Here is a 21,251-nt window from a genome sequence, read left to right as displayed (position 1 = left end):
ACCTTACAAAGCAGAGCATCAGAACACGTTTAACATCAATATAATGACCGGGTGAAAACCCTTGAACAGCATCCTCAAAAATATCACAGACCGAACACGCGCCGATGTGGCTTCCAGGAAAAAAGGTGTGTCTTCAAAGGATTTTAACTCCTTTGAAGAGTATCATCGCAAAAGGAGAGACTTTGCCGGAAACCTGCGCAAGAGTTCCGGAGTTACGGTGATTGCCGAAATCAAGAAAGCATCTCCGTCACAGGGGGTAATAAGACAAAATTTTCATCCCGCCCTTATTGCACAATCGTATGAAGCAAACGGAGCGTCCGGTGTTTCCGTGCTGACTGACGAGCCTTTTTTTCATGGAGGACTGGCATATCTTCAGGAAGTTTCCGCGGTCACACGGCTGCCTGTTCTGCGAAAAGATTTCATCATTGATGAATATCAGATCGCGGAGGCACGAGCCTGGGGCGCAGACGCCGTTCTGCTTATTGCAAAAATATTGTCAGACAGGCAGATGTATGATCTTCTGGATGCAGCAAATGAAACGGGACTTCAAGCACTTGTAGAATGCTACGATACGAACGACTGGAATCGTATGGATTTCAGCCGCATTGAAGTCGTCGGTGTGAATAACCGGAACCTGGACACATTCGAGGTTGATCTGCACCGCGGGACTGATTTGCTCAAGCAAGCACCGGATAATGTTCTGAAAGTCTCGGAAAGCGGTATCGGCCGGCCGGAGGATCTGCTCACACTGGCCGGACAGGGTATTGATTCCGCTCTCATAGGAGAGCATTTTATGCGTGCTGATGACCCGGGTGAAGAACTGGGCAGGTTCACCGCTGTATTTTCCGGAAAAGGTGATTCTGACCCGGACTTATAACCGGGATTGGTTGTATCACGGCAGTGTGCCGGAATACTCTTAATTTATAAACAGTTAATGAAATCATGTTTGAAGACCAGCAACAACCCAAGTTGAAAATTTGCGGCATAACATCACTGGAAGACGCCCGGTTCGCAGCCGGAGCTCTGGTAGATTATCTTGGATTTATTTTTTATCCGGGAAGTGCCCGATATATCTCACCCCGAAATGCGTCTGAAATCATCAGCTGGATAGAAGGGCCGAAGTGTGTCGGAGTGTTTGTTAATCAGCCGGCTGACGAAATCAACAAAGTGATCAAGAAAACCAATATTGATCTGGTGCAGCTGCATGGGGACGAGTCACCCGGGTTTGCCCGGTCCCTGGACCGTCCGGTGATAAAGGCATTCCGGGTCAAGGGACCGGAGCAGGCTGGCGAGCTGTCAGAAAGTATCAGTGAATGGGAGGATGTTGCAGAATATTTTCTGTTTGATGCGCATCATGATCAGCTTTACGGGGGAACGGGTTCGGCATGGGACTGGTCTATAGTAAATAAACTGGGCCACAGCACACCTTTTTTTCTGGCCGGCGGGATTAACGACGAAAATCTGAAAGAGGCGGTTTCGCAGGTCAGCCCCTTTGGCATCGACCTGTCCAGCAGCCTCGAAGAGTCTCCCGGAGTCAAGGATTTTGATAAAATTCAATCCTTTGTAGATGTCTGGAATGATCTGCAGTGACTCCATCCTTAATGCAGCATCAGAAAAATTTAAAAAGTCCAACTTACTCATGACTGTAACAAAAAAAGTGATAAACTACCCTGACGAACGGGGTTTTTACGGCAATTACGGCGGACGGTTCGTTCCCGAGATTTTGATTCCCGCACTGGATGAACTGAATCAGGCTTTTCAGGAAGCAATCAATGATGCATACTTTGTTCAGGAATTCAATTCATTGCTCAAAGAATATGTGGGCCGTGTTACACCACTTACGTATGCCGGAAGACTGACCAGCCATTTCGGTAAGGGGAGGATCTATCTGAAGCGTGAAGATTTGTGCCATACCGGTGCACATAAAATCAACAATGCCATTGGTCAGGTAATGCTTGCCCGGCGGATGGGCAAAAAAAGGATCATTGCTGAAACGGGTGCTGGTCAGCACGGCGTGGCAACCGCAACCGTATGTGCCTATTTCGGTATGGACTGCATAATCTATATGGGAGCGGAAGATATCATCCGACAAAAGCTCAATGTTGACCGGATTAAACTGCTGGGCGCCGAAGTCAGGCCGGTGGAGTCCGGCGCCAAAACGCTGAGCAACGCGATAAACGAGGCGATCAGGGATTGGGTAAGCAATGTCGGAGACACTTTTTACATCATAGGATCTGCAGTAGGACCGCATCCTTATCCGCAAATGGTTCGCGAGTTTCAGTCAGTTATAGGAAAGGAGACCATGGCTCAGTGCATGGAATTGGAGGGACGGCATCCCGACCATATTGTTGCATGCATAGGAGGCGGATCAAATGCCATCGGTATTTTTCATCCCTTTGTTTCTCAAAGCGACGTTGAACTGCATGGAGTTGAGGCCGAGGGCGAAGGCGTTGTCACCGGCCGTCATGCCGCAACAATCGGAAATGGTGTGCCGGGTATACTGCACGGTTCAATGAGTTATCTGCTGCAGACAGAAGCCGGACAGATTGCGGAGGCACACTCGCTCTCAGCCGGACTGGATTATCCGGGTGTCGGGCCTGAACATTCATATCTGAGTGACTCGGGAAGAGTTCGCTACCGGTCCGTCACGGATGAACAGGCCATGGAAGGGGTGCGCCTGCTGTCATCAAAAGAGGGCATCATTCCGGCATTGGAGACGGCCCACGCAATAGGCTACCTGGATGTTCTGATGCCGGAAACAGATGAATCACAAATTGTTGTCATAAATTGTTCCGGAAGAGGGGACAAAGACATGGAAACCATATCGAATTACATTTCCAAACAGGCATGAAGATGAGCAAAAAAAACCGAATTGAAACGATATTTCACAATCGCCGCCCGGATCAGAAAATTATGAGTCTGTTTGTGACAGCCGGATACCCGGAAGTTGAAAAAACACCAGAACTCGTAGTTGAACTGACCAAATCAGGGGCCGATATCATTGAGCTTGGGATGCCCTTCAGTGATCCGCTGGCAGACGGACCCACAATCCAGTTTGCCAACAAGACCGCAATTGATCAGGGGGTCAATATTGAAAGCATTTTTGAAATGGTGCGCAGGATCCGCGAGAAGTCGGAGGTGCCCGTTGTATTGATGGGATACATAAATCCCGTCCTGAAATTCGGGTTGAATTCATTCTTTTCCAGAGCTGCCGAGTGCGGTGTAGACGGTGTGATTATTCCGGATGCCCCGCCCGGAGAACTCCCGGAGCTTGACGAACTGGCCGCAGGAAACGGGATAGCAACGATTTATCTGGTCGCACCGAATACACCGGATGAACGGATGAAAGAGATTGACAAGAGAAGCTCCGGATTTGTTTATTGCGTATCAGTAGCCGGGGTTACCGGTGCCAGAAAAGGTGCCGAAGTCAGCCGTTCCGTGACATCATTTATACAGCGGGTCACATCAAATGTCACAAAAAATCCCGTACTCATCGGTTTTGGTATCAGTTCACATGAAGATGCCGTACAGATATCGAAAGAGGTGGACGGGTTTATCGTGGGCAGTGCTCTGATCGACAAAATCAGGGAAGAATATCCCGCAAGTGACTGGATACAAAAAACCGCAGATTTCGTGAAAGTGTTAAAAATCGGAGAACATCAAAAGCAGGTGATGTGATTTTCCCTGAAATGCGGTTTGGAAAAGGAACAGTCCGAATTATCTGTTATTTTGCTACATCAGCTATCGGTAAACAGACATATCACAAACAGCAAATTCCTGCGTTATTAAAAAGAAAAACCAACGGTATATCTGATATGCTGTTACAGTGCACATGAATGTCGCCAAAGCACCTGAAACACGCATCACAGTACCACAGGCAAAACAGATAATTATTCTCAAAACACCATGTTCGAATACAGTATGAAATTTTACAGAAACCTATTTATAATTGTCACCGGCCTGGCCGGGCTGTTTGTCTGGACTGGATGTGAAGGCGATTTCAGAAGGTCTGCCCAGGGAAGCCTGTCACAGGTCCTGGTGGTCATGGATTCAACACAATGGGATAGTCCGACAGCAGACGCCATTCGTGAAACCTTCGGCAAGGAAATAATGACGCTTCCGCGTCCGGAAGAAAAATATGATCTGCGCTTCATGGATTTGCGAACAAACCGTGACCTGGAGTATGCGAAAAATCACAAAAATACCATTTTCGCGGCACCAATTGACGAAGAAAGCAATGTTGGTGCTTTCATCAGAGCGGTAATGAGTGAGGATATCAAGCAGCGGATTGCTGAAGGCAGAAATTTTGCGTTCCCGCTGGAAGATCGCTGGTACAAAAACCAGTGGACACTCTTTCTGTCGGCTGCAGATCATGAGACACTGTCTCAAAAAATCCGGGATTCCGAACGATCCCTGGTGGGACATCTTGATGAAGTTGAGCGTGAACGATGGAAAAGTGAAGTGTTCCGGAGAGGAGAGCAAAAGCATTTGTCAGACTCTCTGATGCAGAACCACGGTTTCAGCATCCGGGTCCAGCATGATTACCGCATCGGTGTGGATACAACGGATTTTGTATCAATGCGCAGATATCTTCATGACAACGACAGGTGGATCTGGTTCAATTACAAGGAGGATGTAGACAGCTTTGACTGGGTTGATTCGGAATGGATCAACAACAGAAGAGACAGTCTGAACCGAAAATATATCCGCGGTTCCAGAGAAGAGTCGTATGTAACCACAGAATATCGGAGCCCGCGCCGGGTTGAAACAACCGAAACAACAGTAAACGGACGTCCGGCCCTGGAAACAAGAGGCACCTGGACGATGACCAACGACCTTATGGGAGGTCCCTTTCTCCATTATACCATTTACGATGAACAGCAGCAGCGTATTTATATGATGGAGTTCGCCCAGTTCGCACCACGGTACTCAAAACGGCGATTCATGAATCAATTCGAGGCCATGGCGCATACGTTTGAAACGGATACTACACTGGTGCCTGAACCGATTGCTTTTATTGATTAAGCTACTGGCCATTCATCATGGGGGCCGGACCGTTGACAGACCCGGCTGACAGATATATATATAAGCCGTGTATTTACATTATTGATAAAATCAATAGCATAGGCGCCTCTTAATTCATTTCTTCACATATTCTTCAAATTTGTCCTGTTATTTAGTATTTATAATCCGGTCATAAACAAGTATTTCAAAAAACGCCTATGGAAGCACTGGAACTGGCTCGCTGGCAGTTTGGCATTACAACAGTTTACCATTTTATATTCGTACCGCTCACTCTTGGATTATCTGTTCTTGTCGCCATCCTGCAATCTTTTTACTATCGCACTGGTGATATTCACTACAAACGGCTGACAAAATATTTCGGCAAGCTGTTTGTAATCATTTTTACTCTCGGAATAGTTACCGGGATCGTCCAGGAGTTTCAGTTCGGGATGAACTGGTCGGAATATTCCCGTTTCGTAGGTGATATATTTGGTATTCCTCTGGCCATTGAGGCGCTGACGGCATTTTTCATCGAATCCACATTTCTTGGATTGTGGATTTTCGGATGGACCCGCCTGCCAAAAGCGGTTCACCTTGCCTGTATCTGGCTTGTGGCCATAGCTTCCAATCTCTCTGCTGTATGGATTCTGATGGCCAACTCCTGGATGCAGGTACCCGTTGGCTATGAACTGGTGGAAGGACGCGCCGAACTTGCAGACTTCATTGCCATTCTCTTGAATGAGCGGTTGCTTGTGCAGATGCCGCACACCATACTTGGCGGATTCATAACCGGCGGGATGTTTGTGCTTGGTCTCAGTGCATGGATGATCCTCAGGAAGAAACAGCCGGAAATTTTTCTCAAATCTGCAAAAATCGCACTGGTTTTCACTGCTGTAGCCAGCTTGTTAACCGCTACAACCGGACACGACCAGGCACAGGACACGGTTCAGTCCCAGCCTATGAAAATGGCTGCAATGGAAGGGCTTTGGGAAACAGAAGAACCGGCAAGTTTTTCCCTGTTTGCCATCATAGACCAGGAAGAGCGTACCAGCCAGCGAGAGCTAAGGGTGCCATATCTTCTTTCTGTACTGTCGCATAACAATCTTACAAGTGAGGTTCAGGGGCTCAATGACCTTCAGGCTGAAATGGAAGAAAAACACGGTCCCGGAGACTATATGCCTCCTGTTGCAATCATTTACTGGAGCTTTCGTGTCATGGTAGGTCTCGGTATGGTGTTCATCATCGTTGCCTTCTGGGGCCTCTGGTTATGGTGGAGAGGCAAACTTCAGGAACATTATTTCTTCCTGAAGACGAGCATTGTGATGATTTTCCTGACATTCCTTGCCAATACAGCAGGGTGGATTGTTGCAGAAATGGGACGGCAACCATGGGTTGTATATGAACTCCTTCTGACAGCTGACGGGGTTTCCCCATCCGTATTCGAAAGTTCTATCTGGCTAACCATGATCGGGTTCACACTTGTATATGGCATTCTGGCCGTCGCGGCATTTTATCTGGTCTGGTATTTCGGCAGACAGGGCGCCCCGGAAGAGGAGGAGGGCGTCGAAACGAATCTTCACACCTACTAAAGGATACAGCTGATTATGGATCTGCAAACGTTCTGGTTTATACTTATAGCCGTACTTTTTATCGGTTATTTCTTTCTCGAGGGATTTGATTTTGGTGTGGGAATTCTCATGCCGTTTGTGAGCAGGGATGAGGTTGACCGGCGTATCTGCCTGAATACCATCGGCCCGTTCTGGGATGCCAATGAGGTATGGCTTATTACAGCAGGAGGGGCCATGTTTGCCGCATTCCCCCATTGGTACGCAACCCTGTTCAGCGGTTTCTATCTGCCACTTTTTTTGATACTCATTGCGCTGATTGTCCGCGCCGTGGGCTTTGAATTCCGAAGCAAGCTGAAGGAGAAATGGTGGCGCAAAACAGCCGACCATTTTGTGTTCTGGGGCAGTGCCGTTCCTGCTTTCCTGTGGGGCGTTGCCCTGACCAACATTGTGATCGGTCTTCCCATCGGGTCAGACATGAATTTTACCGGGACACTTCCCGCACTGCTGAATCCTTACGCACTTCTTGGCGGCCTGGCCTCGCTTCTCATGTTTACACTGCACGGGTCGATATTCCTGAGCCTCCGGACCACCGATGAACTCAAGGAGCGGGTTGAAAAAGTGTCCAGGCTGATGTGGCTGCCGGCCGGCCTCATCCTGCTTGCTTTCGCAGTTCTGGGATACCGCCATACGGTTCTTTTTGAAGAAATTGGTCTGGTTCCCGGCACATTGCCAATGATTGCCATTGTTTCGTTTGTTGCGGTGATCGTATTCATGCAGATTAATCGCTACGGCTGGGCTTTTGTTGCTACCGGAAGTACTATCATATTCGGTACGGTTGTGGTGTTTCAGGGAATGTTTCCCATCGTCATGCCGTCAAGTCTTTCCGAAGAGTATCACCTTACTGTCTACAATGCTTCATCCAGTGATCTGACCCTGACCATTATGTCGGTTCTGGCAATTATATTTGTACCCATCATACTTGCATATCAGGGATGGAGCTACTGGGTATTCCGCCAGCGCGTCACCAGAGATGCCATTCCCAGAAGCTGACATTCACAGGTTTCAATGTCCGACTACACCGCGAATCACAAACGGCTTTTCCGGCTTGGCCTGAATTATCGGGGATGGTGGTTCGCACTTGGCTGCATCAGTCTGCTGTCCGCTTTGGCCATCATCGTCCTGATGTACAGCATCAGCATTCTGGTGGATCAGGTATTCATGCAGGACGAGCCGATAACTTTCTACGATACCGCTGTGATCGTGCTGGCAGGAGCCATCTTTTTTCGCGGAAGTCTTTTCTGGATATCGGAAATTACAGTTCAGCATATTGCTTCTGAAATAAAACAGGATTTGAGGATGCGGTTGCTGCGGCATATGCAGAAGCTGGGTCCTTCATGGGCGGAAAAGCAAAGCAGTGGCGAACTGGCTGTTGCAGCCGTTGAAGGGGTGGAAAAGCTGGATATCTACTATTCCCGGTTCATGCCTGCGGCGATTCATATGGCGATTGTACCCGTAGTACTGGCCCTGTTTGTATTCGGAATTGACTGGATCAGCGGATTGATTCTCATCGTTACGGGTCCGCTGATTCCGGTATTCATGTCACTGATCGGCATGAAAGCCCAGTCACAAACACGGAAACAATGGAAAACGCTGCAAGTGCTGAGCTCCGGATTTCTCGATGCCGTGCAGGGAATGAGAACATTGAAACTGTTCAACAGAACGGCGAAAAAACAGGGCGAAATTGAACGGATCAGTGATTTGTTCCGTAAAAACACGATCGGAATACTGAAAACAGCCTTTCTTTCGGGTTTTGTACTGGAGTTGTTTGCCTCAATTGCAACGGCACTGGTAGCTGTTGAAATCGGAGTGCGGTTAATTGAGGGACATATTGGTTTTCAGCTCGGCCTTTTTGTGCTGCTTCTGGCTCCGGAATATTATCTGCCGTTCCGGCTTTTCGGAGCACAGCATCATGCCGGAATGGAAGGAACAGAAGCCGCAGGAAGGATATTCAGTATCATGGACACTCCGGTCCGTAGTAACATAAGTGCGGCTGACCAGCACAAACAAAAGGTTGCAATTCCATCAGGGCCCTTCCATATTCGTTTCGAGCGGGTGACATTCAGTTATTCATCCGAAAGTGATCCTGTCATAAAGGATGCTGCATTTGAACTGGAGCCGGGCAAGACCACCGTGCTTGCTGGACGCAGCGGCACGGGCAAAACCACACTTACCAGACTGATTACGCAGGAGTATGTTCCGGACAAAGGATCTGTTATGGTTAACGGTATTCCCTGTGACCTGTTCGATGAAAAACAATGGCTTGGGCAAATATCCATAGTCAACCAGAATCCATGGCTGTTTGATGACACCGTGCTGGCCAACATTGCCATAGCAAAACCCGGAGCACCTTTTGAAGAGATTGTTGAAGCTTCAGGGAAAGCCGCTGCACATGAATTCATATCAAAACTTCCGGATGGCTATCAGACACGAGCGGGTGAGCAAGCCGTCAGATTCAGCGGCGGTGAACGGCAGCGCATCGCACTGGCAAGAGCATTCCTCAGAAACTCACCTGTAGTTATTCTGGATGAACCTTCTTCGGCGCTTGACCCGCACAGCGAATTAAAAATCCGAAAATCCGTAAAACGGCTTGAAAAAGACAGAACGGTTCTGATCATTGCACACCGCCTGTCTACAGTCAGGAATGCCGATAACATTCTTTTGCTTGAGGACGGACGCATTTCAGGGTCCGGCAGTCATGAGCAGCTTTTGAATACAAGTCACACCTACAGGGAAATGGTCACGGCATACACAAAGAAGAGCTGATATGTACAGATCATTTATTCATCTGAGCCAATTTCTCAGGCCCTATTCCTGGCGGATCACGGCAGCGGTACTTCTTGGCATCGGAACGATGCTTGCCGGAGTCGGACTGCTCGCCAGCTCGGGTTATCTTATATCCGCAGCAGCACTTCAGCCACCCATTCTGGATTTACTGGTAGTCATTGTTGCAGTTCGTTTTTTCGGGATTTCAAGGGCAGTTCTGCGATACGGCGAGCGGCTTTTGTCCCATGATATCACATTCCGGCTGCTTATGATTATCCGCAGTTCTTTTTTCCGGATGATAAGTTTGCTGCCTGCTTCCGGGTTACATGCCTATCAGTCCGGTTCGCTGCTGTCATCGATCACTTCGGATGTGGATGAGCTGCAAAATTTTTATATCAGAGTATTTACTCCGGTAATTGTTGCATGTTTCGTTTCCATGATTGCCTGGTACTTTCTGTATCAGTTCAGCCCGCCGGCATCATGGTTCACCCTGTTTTTTCTCGTTATCAATGGCGCCGCTGTTCCGCTGGTTATCCGTTACCTGGCCAGAGGATATGGCAGAAAGCAGACAGAATTGCGAAGCCGCATGCATCAGCTCATGGTTGAGCATGCCCAGGGACTGAATGAAATAAGGCTTTATGGTATAAAGGATGAATTTGACCGGCGGCTTTCTGTGCTGACATCGCAGCTTGCCGGACTGGAAAAGCGGCAGGCAAGAATTACAGGGCTGCAGGACAGCTTGTATAACTGGAATATGTTTCTAGCTGCCGGACTGGCACTCTTGTTCACGACCCCACTTGTGCTGGAAGGAACACTTTCAGGTGTTATGCTGGCCCTTGTTATTCTTGCAGTGATGGCATCCTTCGAAGCCACACAAAATCTTGGCACGGCCTTTCAGTATCATGAATCAACAGAAAAAGCAGCTGAAAATCTGAAATCATTAACCAGGAGCGCTGGCGGTACTGAGTCAGGTTCTGTTGCAGGAAAGAATGATCACATTGGACAGTATGGAGCTATACCGGCAGTCCCGGCCGGGCAAAAGTCCGGGCCTGTGATATTTGATGCTGTCCGGTTTGGTTATGGAAGTGCGGTTGTTCTTGACGGGGTTGGCTTCCGGATTGAGCAGGGAGGGAAAGCAGCTGTTGTCGGCCCTACGGGCAGTGGTAAAAGTACACTAATCAACTTGCTGACAAAGTTTTATGAGCCGGACTGCGGCCATATCAGTATTGGCGGAATCAAACTGTCATCTGTTTCTCCGGATATTGTCCGGCAGATGTTGTCCGTCGTGGACCAGCATACCTATATCTTCAACGATTCCCTGCGGAACAATCTTAATCTTGCCGGCAGTGATTATTCGGATCAGGAAATCAGGCAGGTTCTGAGCGAAGCGCAGCTCGACCAGTGGTACAGCCAGCTTCCCGAAGGTCTTGATACGATAATAGGCGAGCACGGCAAGAGTGTCAGCGGTGGTGAACGCCAGAGAATTGCCATAGCACGAGCTTTGCTTAAAAAAGCCCCGGTCTGGATCCTGGATGAACCAACGGCAAACCTGGACACCATTACGGAAAAGAAGATTGTGCAGACTATCCGGAGAGTAGCCGAAAAGAAAATGGTGTTATGGGTTACACACCGCCTGGAACAGATGGATTATTTTGACCGCATTCTTGTAATGGAGGAGGGCAGGATCACTCAAAGAGGAAACCACCAGCAATTGAAAAACAGGGATGGCTGGTATCGCTCCATGCTACACATTGAGTCTGACAGGCTGGTTACGGATGCATGAAGGACCGGACCTTATCAGTTTATTCAGTTCTTGCTAATCAGTAACAAACAACTGAAGTTGTTGCCTCTGTCTATAGTTACTGCTTCAGTCCATCGACATGGGGTTCGAATCAGCTATCCTCCGGTACTCTATATATTCATCTGGAGTCAGATCAGCAAACATATAGTCCATCGGATCAACAGAACGGCCGTTTCTGTGGACTTCATAATGCAAATGCGGTCCGCTTGTAACTCCGGAGTTACCGCTTTTAGCTATAATATCACCCCGTTGCACTTTATCACCCGGAGAGAGGTCATTCTTTACTTCGGAAAGGTGGGCATAACGCGTTTCATAGCCGTGTCCATGGTCAATGGTAAGCAAGAGTCCGTAAGTACCGTGACGGCGGGCTGATTTAACGACCCCGTCACCGGTGGCAAAAACGGGGGTTCCGATTCTGGCCCTGAAATCAACACCGTGATGCATTCTGCGGTAACCGAGAACGGGATGTTCACGCATGCCGTAACCGCTCAAAATAATTCCGGATACCGGGCGAATAGCCGGAATATTACTCATCAGCTCTTTGTTTTCGTTGTAATGAGCTTTGATTTCCTTAAAGCTGACCTGCTGGATATTGATCCGGCGCTCCATACTTTCCAGGCTGGATGCGGTCCATCGAAGCAGTTCGGATGAAGACTCTGAATATGCATCGAAATCTGAGTAAAGATCGGCGCCACCAATGCCTGCCTGCCTTTCCTCTTCATCGAGGGGGTCGATGCCAAGCATGGTTCTGTAAAGTTCTTCATCTGTATCGGCCAGTGTGGCAATCTGTTCATCCAGATAGCTGATTGTGGATCTGGTATCTTCAAGCTGATTGTAAAGTGCCTCGTTTTCGGCCTTGAGCGCAATTTCTGCAGGAGTACCCACTGCAAATGAAAGTAATGAGACGGCTATTCCAGACAGCACAGTTCCAATGAGTATCCATTGGCTGAGCATCAAAACAATACGCTGGGCCAGTGGAAACCTGACCGGGATAAATTGACACTCTTTTTCGTCGTAGTAATAATAATTTTTCAAAACGAAATATGTTTTGAGATACTTTCAGCTTTGTTGTGCAAAGGGAAAATGAAGTTATCAGAAATATATTAGAAAAATTTAATAAAGCAAATCATTGCAAAACATTCTTTTTTATCTGATAAAACCCCGACAAGATACAAATTGCATTTGCAAAAGTCTATCACTCCAAATCTCCTTCAAAATAATCAACAGCACGCTGTACTGCCGGGCTGCTTTTCTTTTTATCGGCAATTCTTTTTTGAATTTTACTTTGAAATGCCTTTGCAGCATCATATCCGTAATGCGACAGGAGGTGGTTCATAGCAATTACTTCGGCAATTACGGTTATGTTTTTTCCCGGAGTGATAGGCAGATTGATTTTCGGGATTTTGATACCCAGTACCGATTCCATGTTTCGGTTGAGGCCGGTCCGGTCGACATGATCGGATTCATCCCAGAGACTGAGGTGGAGGATGACTTCGAGCCGTTTTTGATATCGAATGGCTCTGATGCCGAACATCGACATCACATCGACAATCCCCAGCCCGCGGATCTCCATGAAGTGTTTGTTGATTTCGGTGGGTGAAGCAATCAGAACGTTATTTTTTTTGGTAAGAATAATAACGTCATCAGATACAACACGATGGCCGCGTTCGACCAGATCAAGGGCAACTTCGCTCTTTCCGATACCGGATTTACCGGATATCATGATGCCTACGCCGTATACGTCAACCATGGAACCGTGAACCATGGCCTGCGTGGCAAACTGATCTTCAAGAAAGTCCCTGACCAGGAACATGAACTTCGTAGTCTCCATCGGAGTTTGAAACACGGGAATTCCGGCATCCCTTGCCATCTCAAGAAATGATTCGGGAAGTTTATTGTTGTCTGTTAAAAAAATGGCAGGAATGGGGAACCTGACGATTGCCCGGAATGAAGGTTTGCAGTTTTCTTCACCAATGTGTGTTATGTACTGGCTTTCACTGTTTCCCATAACCTGGATCCGGTGATGCGAAAACAGGTCAACATAACCGGCCAGTGCCAGACCGGGACGATGCAAATCGGTATCGGTCACCAGTCTGTCCGCAGATGCATCTTCATCAGTAACTGCTGTGATTTCAAGGTTCAGGGAAGACCTTAAATGCCGGATGAGGAAAGAAACAGTGATATGCTCTTTTCTGGGAACAGCTTGAATTTCTTTAAATGGCATAAGTTTTACAGATGAGGCAGGGCCCGGCACCACGGATTTGTGTGGTACCGGGATGATTGCCGGGACATCAGATCAGTTTTTGGAAAATTTTTTGTCTTTGTATTTGAGCAGCTGCCGGCGCATATTGTCAGCTGCTGAGCGGATGGCCTGTTCATAGGCCGGCCCTGATTCCGTAGCTTTGAGCAGATCCTGTTTCACTTTCACCGTCAGTTCGGCGCGGGATGGCTCATCGTTATCGGGGGTGGGTTCCAGAACGATATCACAGGACAGGATCCCGTCGTAATAACGCGTGAGTTTATTGATTTCGCCGGAGGCAAAATCCTGAAGATCCTGACTTGCGTCAAACTTGCGTGCGGTGAAATTGATATTCATCATGACTGTCCTATTTGGGTGTTTATTGATGATATGTCCGTCACGATTATCTGTCATAGTAAATGTAACCGTTATGGACACTGTATGTTATTAAATTTTTGGCAAAATCTGCAGCGGTTTACACGTTCAGTTTTATTTGTCTGCTTCAGGGGAATGCGGTTTTGCGATAGTTTCTGATCTAGGGTGGGCTGTTTTGTAAATGTTTCGGAGGTGCTCAATGCTGGCTCCTGTATATATCTGGGTAGCCGAGAGGTCGGCATGACCCAGAAGTTCTTTTATCACCCTGATGCCGGCACCTCGGTGCAGCATGTGGGTTGCAAAACTGTGGCGCAGAACGTGCGGACTTTTCTTACCGGTTTCACTGACACGTGAGAGATACTCTGCCACTTTTCGCTGTACAAGCCGGGGATAAATACGCCTGCCAGTGTCTGTCAAAAACAGTGCGGAAATGTCATTGGTTCCTGTTTTGGGATTGATAAGCTCAGAGCGGGCAGTGAGATAGTTATGCATTGCATCGGCTGCATGAGATCCGAAAGGTACGATACGTTCCTTTGAGCCCTTGCCTGTAACTTTAATTCGCTTCTGCTCAGGAGATGTATCAGAAACGTTTAAGCCAACAAGTTCAGAAAGCCGGATACCTGTTGCGTAAAGCAACTCCATCATTGCACGGTCCCGCTTGCCTGATGCATTTTCCGTATCAATGCATTCCATCATAAGGTTTATCTCATCCGGACGAACCGTGACGGGAAGGCGTTGATCTTTTTTGGGTGTCATCAAAAGCTGGGCAGGGTTGTGGGACAGCTCACCGCGTCTGAACCCAAACTTCAGAAATGAACGAATGGCAGCAGTTTTTCTGGACAGTGTCGCTTTTTTCAAACCTGCCTGCATTCCGGAACCCAGCCAGAGTCTTATCATCAACCGGTCAATCCGGTTCAGGTCAATATTTTCAGGTGTAGTACTCCACTCTTCACAGCAAAATGCAAGAAACTGAGTGATGTCGCGGCGATATGCGTCCACAGTTCTGGGGGATGCGTTACGTTCAATCTCGAGATATTTTAAGAATCGATCCAGAAGCGGAACTGTGCTCATATCATGCGGAGTGTTGGTGGTTCTCTCAGAAATATAATCAATAGCAGGAAATATGAAAGCAGTAAAAAAAAGTTTGTAAGGACTTGTGCCGAACCTGCTCTTAGAACGTACATGTGGCTTACAACTTTAATAATAACAGGACTAAAGCCTATGAAGACCGGAACATCAGTCAAAATGGACATTGCATATCACCAAATGGATATAGCAGTCGAGATCATGATAAGAAACATCACAGAAATTCATAACGTCACCGACTGGTCACAGATGATGGGATATTCAAGGGCTCATTTCTGCAGAAGGTTTACAGAAATGTTTGGTGAAAACCCCAAAATGGTGCTTCGAAGGGCGCGTTTTCGTCAGATATGCAGAGTGATTCAATCAGATTGGTCCGCTACTGCCTATAAGGTGGCACGGGAATCAGGCATCCAGAATGAAAAAGCGCTGCACAAGTTTTTGAACCGTAATTTCGGAATCGGGTTTCTGGAACTCAAAGACAGCCTGAAGCGGGATGCATTTCGTTCGCGAAAACTGATGTCTAAAGTTGCCGAAATGGATTACCTCTATATCGTAACAGGCAAACCGGGCAAATCAGACAGACCGGCCTTTCCAGAAGTTTTGCTTTCCCGTGAAGTAGTCAAAAACAACGGTCAAAGCCAGCACCTGGAACCAAAAGATTCCGGCCAGATACAACCACCCCGCTGATTGCGGCCATTTTAAAAACCCGGTTATCCAAAGACGCTGCAGAGCCGGGACGGCTGTCAGGAAAGCGGCGGGTCCGGCAAATGTGGTCACGTGAAGGTCTGAATGCAAACCTGCAACACCTGCAAGAAGTATTGCAGGAGGCAGGATATAAACAATGATGTGCATAATCCACGCCAGTACGAAGGCGGGAATATTGTAGTTGAATCCTGCCAGAAAGTTCTTGCGGAACCCTTCAAAGACCTCGTTGTTGCTCTGATACATCCGGCACCAGATTTTTTCGGTTCCATGGAACATTCTCATGGTTTTTCCGGAGGATACAACTTTTTTGGCGAGCTTTACGTCTTCGACGACCTCCTGTTTGACAGAGGCGTGACCACCTACGGCATCATAACAGCTTTTGCTAAAAACCATACATTGCCCGCATGCACTGGCAAACATTGGTTTGACTTTCGATTTCAGATACTGCGTTGGGATCCACCGGGGTGCCTGAAAACAGTACAGCGTCGGCAGGTACATAACGATGGTGGCATAAACTGTAGAAATTACAGACTTTTCGGTTGCCGAATTCATGATTTGATGAGGCCATACGGTCAGAAAATCGAGCCTGAAACGTCTCATCCGGATAACGATCTCATTAATAAAGCCGGTGTCTGTCCAGGTATCGGCATCAAGGAAAACAAGTATGTCACCATTTGCACTGCCGGCAAGCTGATGACACGCCCAATTTTTTCCAAGCCAATCCCCCGGTTTTTCTTTGCCTTTGAGTAGCCGGACACTGAAACCGGAGGTTCTTGAAAAATCATGAACTAATTCGGAAGTATTGTCGGAAGAGTGATCATCCAGAACCAGAATTTCCATACTGCCGGGATAATTCTGGCCGTCAATACTATTCAGAAGCTTGAGTATGTTTCTTTCTTCGTTGCGGGCAGGAATGAGTATGGATATGTCCGGATTATTTTGTTCATTCTCAGAATCCTGAGGAAAGTTATCTTTATCCGGATTAAGGCCAAGAAAATAATAGCTGTTATGGCAGATGATCAGTGTGGTGGCGATAAAAAAAGCAAAAACAAAGGTACAGGCAGCAATAATGAATGTACCCATCGCATAAATCAGTTAATGGTTTCATTGCCTTTCAGAAAAAGCGACTGATCCCTGCCGGATAATTCGTTTTCAAAAATGATATTGGCGATCCATTCTTTGACGTCCTGTACATCAACCTTATCACCATCCGTACTCATAATGGCATATTCAATTACATTTTCAAACCGGCTTGCATTGAGTATACCCAGATAATACAGTTCCAGCATGTAGCCGTAAGCTTCGGGGGAAATGACACTGCGTTCACTGGGAAACAGGGTACGGGGGGAGGGGATGTAAGACAATCCGGACTCAGGGGAGTTAAGTTCACCCGACTCCTGCTTGTGCACCAGCCAGGAGTAGGCAGCACTGATTTCCGACTTGTTGTATCCGCGGATGGACTCGAGCTTCAGATCTTTAAGTCTTGCTCCGATATGCATCCGCTTAACCATGTAAATAATCAGGTCGACGATGTTCTTCTGCATTCAAGCGTCCATGTAGAGATTGATATATTTGTCTTCACGTTTTCTCATTTCATCTTTCTCCTGCTGCGTCCGGTCACCATAGCCAAGCAGATGCAGCAGGCCGTGTATTACAACCCGGATAAGTTCGGTTTCATAAGTGCTTCCATACTCTGATGCCTGGGATTTAATCCTCGGAAGACAACAAAACAATGTGCCTTCCGGTTCCTCATCGTTCTCATTATAAGGAAATGTAATTATATCGGTCACGTAATCATGATTCAGATAGTCCCTGTTAAGTTGCTGAATATGTTCTTCATCTACAAAAACGGTTTCCAAATCCCGAAAAGTCTGTCCTTCGTAACTCTGGAGCAGGGAAATGATTTTGTTCAGCTGATCTTCACTTAAGGGAAGATCCATTTCAGATTCATGAAAAATTCGACAATGCACGGAATTCATGGTTGAAAATTATCAGAAAATGGATGATCTGACTTTGTCCATGCATTATGATTCATTGCAACTCTGATTCATTCATCATCAAAATTGAAACCCTTGCTGTCTATGGACTCGGTCAGCGACAGTGCAACGCTGCACATCATAACTTCATGCGGTAATTCAGTAAAATCTCCCTGAATCAATGACTCTTTGACATTGGCATATAAGCTGCATCCGGCTTCTTTCTCCACGATGAGTCCGGAAATGATATCACCATTCTTGCCGAAAAAGGTAACTTGCTGCAACATGTCGCTGGCGACAAACGCCGTGCAGTTATGCAGCTGCAGGAACGTATCCTGAGTGTATACCGAAATCAGATTCATGGGGCTGTTTCCCGCATTCAACCCCATGTGTATCTCGAGGGCGATTTTTCTGCCGGATTCGATGTGTTTTATTTCATACCGGTACACATTGCCGCTTTTTTTGGGCTTTGAATCCAGCACCCTGGAAATGGCACTGATGTTTTCTTCTGAGAAGTTATGGATCATGTAAGCAGTCGGGCCATTATTGTGAAGTGGCGATAAATAACATATGTATTGCAATATAAAACAAGTGGCTCAATATTGGAATAACGATTAATCGCCGAATATTCTGCGGACACGCTGCCGGTTTTCATCCCGGGACCTTGGGAAGGGCAGCCTGTCCTGTGATAATTCGGCGATGTGATCGGCCACTGCGACAGCCTCCTGTTCCATATCATTCATAAAGTAGAGCCGCTGAATGATCATATAACGGCTTGACTCGTAAGACAACTCCCGGACCAGCTGTTCCCGCTCCCTGTTAAGTGTACTTATCCTGTTCTGAAGCTCCTGTCTTCTGCTGCTGCTCATACTGCCACCACGCCGGTCCATCCTGTCTTCAAGACGATCCACATCTGATTCGATCCTGTCAAGTTTCCTCAGGTTTCTGCTGAAGGTACGGTCCAGATCGGGTTTTGCCATTTCAGCCAGTTCAAGCGCACGTTCATTATTGTCCAGCTGAGCATATCTGTAAGCGTAATTCAGTATGGAAGTGGGATCTCCTTCTATGGTATGGAAGGGGATATGCTCTTCGCCCCACTGAAGCCAGTACTCTGCACTTTCATTATCACCCATATCCATATAAGTACGGGCCTGCCGGTTGATGATGGTCCGGTAATTGTCCATCATCCTGCGGATATTCTGGTCGAAATAGGCTCTTTCATTATTGATTTCCCTGAGACGGAAGGAGTGAAGACGCTCGGCATGGATTTCGGGATCCAGTGTATTGCCGGTTTTGTATGGCATGACGCGAAACGCCTTGCCTTCCAGACGGAAGTAGTCCTGCAGGTTCATCTGGGCTTCACGGGCGACAGTAGTAGAGAAGTAAACGGGACGAACCCAGCGGTTGTTCTTCAGTATCTCAAGAACCATATCATCCTGGATCCTGGTATAATGCAGTTCATTGCCTTCCCGGTCCCGTCCCAGAAATGTGCCTTCAAAATGCCAGGTCACTTCGTCATCAAGGTCATCAATAGGTACACCGAATCCCATTTCTTCTTCATCCGGAATTTCTTCAGGCGCCCATGCAAAGTCATCAATTTCGCCGGCATAAAAACGCCTTAGGAAATCCTTGTCCACAGGGATGGTTATATCTCCGGGCTCGTGGAAGTCATCCGGTCTGCGGAACTCAAACTTGTCATTCAGGCGATCCACTTCGGAGTCGGTCAGGTCAATGGGAATCGGGGGTGAATCGTGATTCCACAAGTTTTTCATCTGTTTGATATACCATTCGGTATTCAGCAGACTGAGGTTTACCACCCGGACATCGGTCCGTATTCCTTCAACTTCCTGGAGATACCAGAGAGGGAAGGTGTCGTTGTCTCCGTTTGTAAACAAAATGGAATACGGAGCCGTGCTGTTAAGGAGATTGTAGGCATAGTCGGGTGCTACATAACGAAGGCTGCGGTCGTTATTGCTGTAAGTCTGACTGCCGACAAGTACCGGTACGGCAAGGAACGTGACTGCCAGCGATCCGTATGCAAGTGCTTTATTACCTTTGGCAAAATGTTTCACAAGTTCAATCAGACCGGTTGCACCCAGCCCTATCCAGATTGAAAAGGCAAAAAACGATCCGGTGTAGGAATAATCCCGTTCTCTGGGCTGAAAAGGGGTTTGGTTCAGATAGGCCACAATAGCCAGCCCTGTGGCAAGAAAAAGGACAAGCACCCCCGTGGCTCTTTTCCAGTCTTTTCGGAAATGATACAACATTCCCAGCAGCCCAAGCAGGAAAGGAAGATAGAAAAAGGTATTATTTGCAGGGTTGTCTGAATAATCACTGCTTGAAAAACCTGATATCCAGGCCGCATCCTGAATGTCGCTGTCCCTGCCGATGAAATTCCAAGCAAAATAGCGCAGGTACATATGGTTGACCTGATAGCTCAGGAAAAAGTCGAGGTCACTGCTGTACTGGCTGTATTTTTCCTGATGGCGTTGATCAGGAGAGTGCCTTCTGGGGAATACTTTCGGGTTTTCACGATCAATTGAGCCAATTTCGTTGCTGTAAGAAGCTCCGCGGAACAGAGGCTGCTGCCCGTACTGCTCACGCTTGAGATAGCTGATAAAGGCATCTACATTATCCGGAGAGTTCTGATCAATTCCGGGATTGACCTGGGAACGAATGTAAATCATTGAATAGCTTGAGTATCCGATCAGAATAAGCAGGTATCCGAGAAGGATGATATTTGCCGTGCGATGATTTTTTTTATGGGTATAATAGATGCCGTAGCTGATCAGACCCACAAAGAATATCAGGAACGCAAGCGGACCGAGCATTCCACCGGTAATGTTTGAAAATGTTCCCGCCAGTGCAGGCAGCTGAATGATGGTGAGCGGGTAGATCAGGAAGAATATGGCTATAGTGATGCCTGAAGCAATAACAAATGACCTGGGCTCAAATTCGTATTTCCGGAAGTAGATAATCAGTCCGACAAAGAATATGGCCAGGAGACTGAGCAGGTGAACCCCGAAGGCAAGACCGAACAGGAATGTAATAAGCAGCAGCCATCGTTCATTTCTGATGTTGTCATGATTTTCGGACCATTTCAGCACAAGCCAGACGACAAGTGCGGTAAAAGTGAGTGACAGAGCATAGGTTTCGGCCTCAATGGAAGTAAACCAGTGGCTGTCTGTGACAGCAAAGGTGAGGGCTCCGATAAGTCCGCCGCCGTAGAGGCCAATCCGGTCGATAGATTCGTATTTATCAACATCATAACCCTTAAACTCTCTGACAAAGCGCACAATTATGAGATACAGCAGCATGATCGTGGTGGCCGAGGCAAGTGCGCTCATCAGATTGATCATGTAAGCTGCAGAACCGGCACCGGCAAACATGGAAAAAATACGCCCCAGAAGCAGATAGAATGGCGTTCCGGGAGGATGAGGTATCTGGAGTCCGAATGAACATGCAATACGTTCACTGCAATCCCAGAAACTCGCGGTGGGGGGCAGGGTCAGCAGGTAGAGAACAAGCGCTGTTAAAAAAGCCAGTGCAGCAAATATTTTGTTAATCGATTTGTGATCCGTTGGCATCTTTTGTTTAATTTGAAAAGATTGGGGAAATTCCCATGTAAGCAAGTAAATTTACAGCCTTCAATAATAGGAAGAGCTGATTCATTA

The 21,251-nt window shown here is 47.3% G+C and carries 19 protein-coding genes; 10 read left to right on the top strand and 9 right to left on the bottom strand.

Features of this window, described 5'->3' with window-relative positions; genetic code table 11:
- The first annotated feature begins 61 nt into the window (after positions 1–61).
- From trpC to cydC, 9 genes are all read left to right on the top strand, one after another.
- On the top strand, positions 62–877 hold the full coding sequence (gene trpC / locus NATSA_RS07075) for an indole-3-glycerol phosphate synthase TrpC (RefSeq protein WP_210511314.1): 816 nt from the start codon (positions 62–64) through the stop codon (positions 875–877).
- 65 nt (positions 878–942) lie between these two features.
- Positions 943–1,590, top strand: a complete 648-nt coding sequence (locus NATSA_RS07070; protein WP_210511313.1) for a phosphoribosylanthranilate isomerase — start codon at positions 943–945, stop codon at positions 1,588–1,590.
- 49 nt (positions 1,591–1,639) lie between these two features.
- Positions 1,640–2,851 (top strand): tryptophan synthase subunit beta, encoded by a 1,212-nt coding sequence (gene trpB / locus NATSA_RS07065; RefSeq protein ID WP_210511312.1) that lies wholly within the window; start codon positions 1,640–1,642, stop codon positions 2,849–2,851.
- A 2-nt stretch (positions 2,852–2,853) separates the two neighbouring features.
- A complete protein-coding gene (gene trpA / locus NATSA_RS07060; protein ID WP_210511311.1) occupies positions 2,854–3,678 on the top strand; it encodes a tryptophan synthase subunit alpha in 825 nt (274 codons plus the stop codon).
- 243 nt (positions 3,679–3,921) lie between these two features.
- A complete protein-coding gene (locus NATSA_RS07055; RefSeq protein ID WP_210511310.1) occupies positions 3,922–5,025 on the top strand; it encodes a DUF4837 family protein in 1,104 nt (367 codons plus the stop codon).
- A gap of 197 nt (positions 5,026–5,222) precedes the next feature.
- On the top strand, positions 5,223–6,593 hold the full coding sequence (locus tag NATSA_RS07050) for a cytochrome ubiquinol oxidase subunit I (protein WP_210511309.1): 1,371 nt from the start codon (positions 5,223–5,225) through the stop codon (positions 6,591–6,593).
- Between the two features lie 15 nt (positions 6,594–6,608).
- Positions 6,609–7,622 carry a cytochrome d ubiquinol oxidase subunit II gene (gene cydB, locus NATSA_RS07045; RefSeq protein ID WP_210511308.1) on the top strand — a complete coding sequence of 338 codons (1,014 nt, stop codon included), beginning with the start codon at positions 6,609–6,611 and terminating at the stop codon, positions 7,620–7,622.
- Between the two features lie 15 nt (positions 7,623–7,637).
- A complete protein-coding gene (gene cydD / locus NATSA_RS07040; protein ID WP_210511307.1) occupies positions 7,638–9,395 on the top strand; it encodes a thiol reductant ABC exporter subunit CydD in 1,758 nt (585 codons plus the stop codon).
- Position 9,396: 1 nt separating this feature from the next.
- The gene (gene cydC, locus NATSA_RS07035) at positions 9,397–11,178 is read left to right on the top strand and encodes a thiol reductant ABC exporter subunit CydC (protein WP_210511306.1); all 1,782 of its coding nucleotides are present in this window, start codon (positions 9,397–9,399) and stop codon (positions 11,176–11,178) included.
- A gap of 84 nt (positions 11,179–11,262) precedes the next feature.
- On the opposite strand, the gene NATSA_RS07030 is transcribed toward cydC, so the two are convergent.
- The 4 genes from NATSA_RS07030 to NATSA_RS07015 all read right to left on the bottom strand — a co-directional run bounded on the left by NATSA_RS07030 (position 11,263) and on the right by NATSA_RS07015 (position 14,881).
- Entirely contained in the window at positions 11,263–12,231 is a 969-nt protein-coding gene (locus NATSA_RS07030; protein ID WP_246481730.1) for a M23 family metallopeptidase, read from the bottom strand.
- A gap of 160 nt (positions 12,232–12,391) precedes the next feature.
- On the bottom strand, positions 12,392–13,420 hold the full coding sequence (hprK, locus tag NATSA_RS07025; protein WP_210511305.1) for an HPr(Ser) kinase/phosphatase: 1,029 nt from the start codon (positions 13,418–13,420) through the stop codon (positions 12,392–12,394).
- A gap of 72 nt (positions 13,421–13,492) precedes the next feature.
- Positions 13,493–13,795 carry a ribosome hibernation-promoting factor, HPF/YfiA family gene (hpf, locus tag NATSA_RS07020; protein ID WP_210511304.1) on the bottom strand — a complete coding sequence of 101 codons (303 nt, stop codon included), beginning with the start codon at positions 13,793–13,795 and terminating at the stop codon, positions 13,493–13,495.
- A gap of 129 nt (positions 13,796–13,924) precedes the next feature.
- Positions 13,925–14,881 carry a tyrosine recombinase XerC gene (locus NATSA_RS07015; RefSeq protein ID WP_210511303.1) on the bottom strand — a complete coding sequence of 319 codons (957 nt, stop codon included), beginning with the start codon at positions 14,879–14,881 and terminating at the stop codon, positions 13,925–13,927.
- A gap of 150 nt (positions 14,882–15,031) precedes the next feature.
- Between NATSA_RS07015 and NATSA_RS07010 the strand changes: the two genes are divergently transcribed.
- Positions 15,032–15,583, top strand: coding sequence for a helix-turn-helix domain-containing protein (locus NATSA_RS07010; protein WP_210511302.1), 552 nt, complete (start codon positions 15,032–15,034; stop codon positions 15,581–15,583).
- Here the strand turns inward: NATSA_RS07010 and NATSA_RS07005 are convergent.
- The 5 genes from NATSA_RS07005 to NATSA_RS06985 all read right to left on the bottom strand — a co-directional run bounded on the left by NATSA_RS07005 (position 15,470) and on the right by NATSA_RS06985 (position 21,164).
- Positions 15,470–16,684 carry a glycosyltransferase gene (locus NATSA_RS07005; RefSeq protein ID WP_210511301.1) on the bottom strand — a complete coding sequence of 405 codons (1,215 nt, stop codon included), beginning with the start codon at positions 16,682–16,684 and terminating at the stop codon, positions 15,470–15,472. The genes NATSA_RS07010 and NATSA_RS07005 overlap by 114 nt on opposite strands.
- Positions 16,685–16,692: 8 nt before the next feature.
- Positions 16,693–17,145, bottom strand: coding sequence for a DUF494 family protein (locus tag NATSA_RS07000; protein ID WP_210511300.1), 453 nt, complete (start codon positions 17,143–17,145; stop codon positions 16,693–16,695).
- Positions 17,146–17,541 carry an rRNA maturation RNase YbeY gene (ybeY, locus tag NATSA_RS06995; RefSeq protein ID WP_210511299.1) on the bottom strand — a complete coding sequence of 132 codons (396 nt, stop codon included), beginning with the start codon at positions 17,539–17,541 and terminating at the stop codon, positions 17,146–17,148. It abuts the gene before it with no gap.
- A 107-nt stretch (positions 17,542–17,648) separates the two neighbouring features.
- On the bottom strand, positions 17,649–18,104 hold the full coding sequence (locus NATSA_RS06990; RefSeq protein WP_210511298.1) for a hypothetical protein: 456 nt from the start codon (positions 18,102–18,104) through the stop codon (positions 17,649–17,651).
- 87 nt (positions 18,105–18,191) lie between these two features.
- Complete coding sequence (locus tag NATSA_RS06985) at positions 18,192–21,164, bottom strand: protein O-mannosyl-transferase family (protein WP_210511297.1); 2,973 nt, start codon at positions 21,162–21,164, stop codon at positions 18,192–18,194.
- Positions 21,165–21,251 lie beyond the last annotated feature (87 nt).

Origin of the sequence: Natronogracilivirga saccharolytica, from assembly GCF_017921895.1 — a bacterium.
GTDB classification, from domain to species: Bacteria; Bacteroidota; Rhodothermia; order Balneolales; family Natronogracilivirgulaceae; genus Natronogracilivirga; species Natronogracilivirga saccharolytica.
Note: the sequence above shows the minus strand (reverse complement) of the source record. Positions and strands in the feature narration are given on the sequence as shown.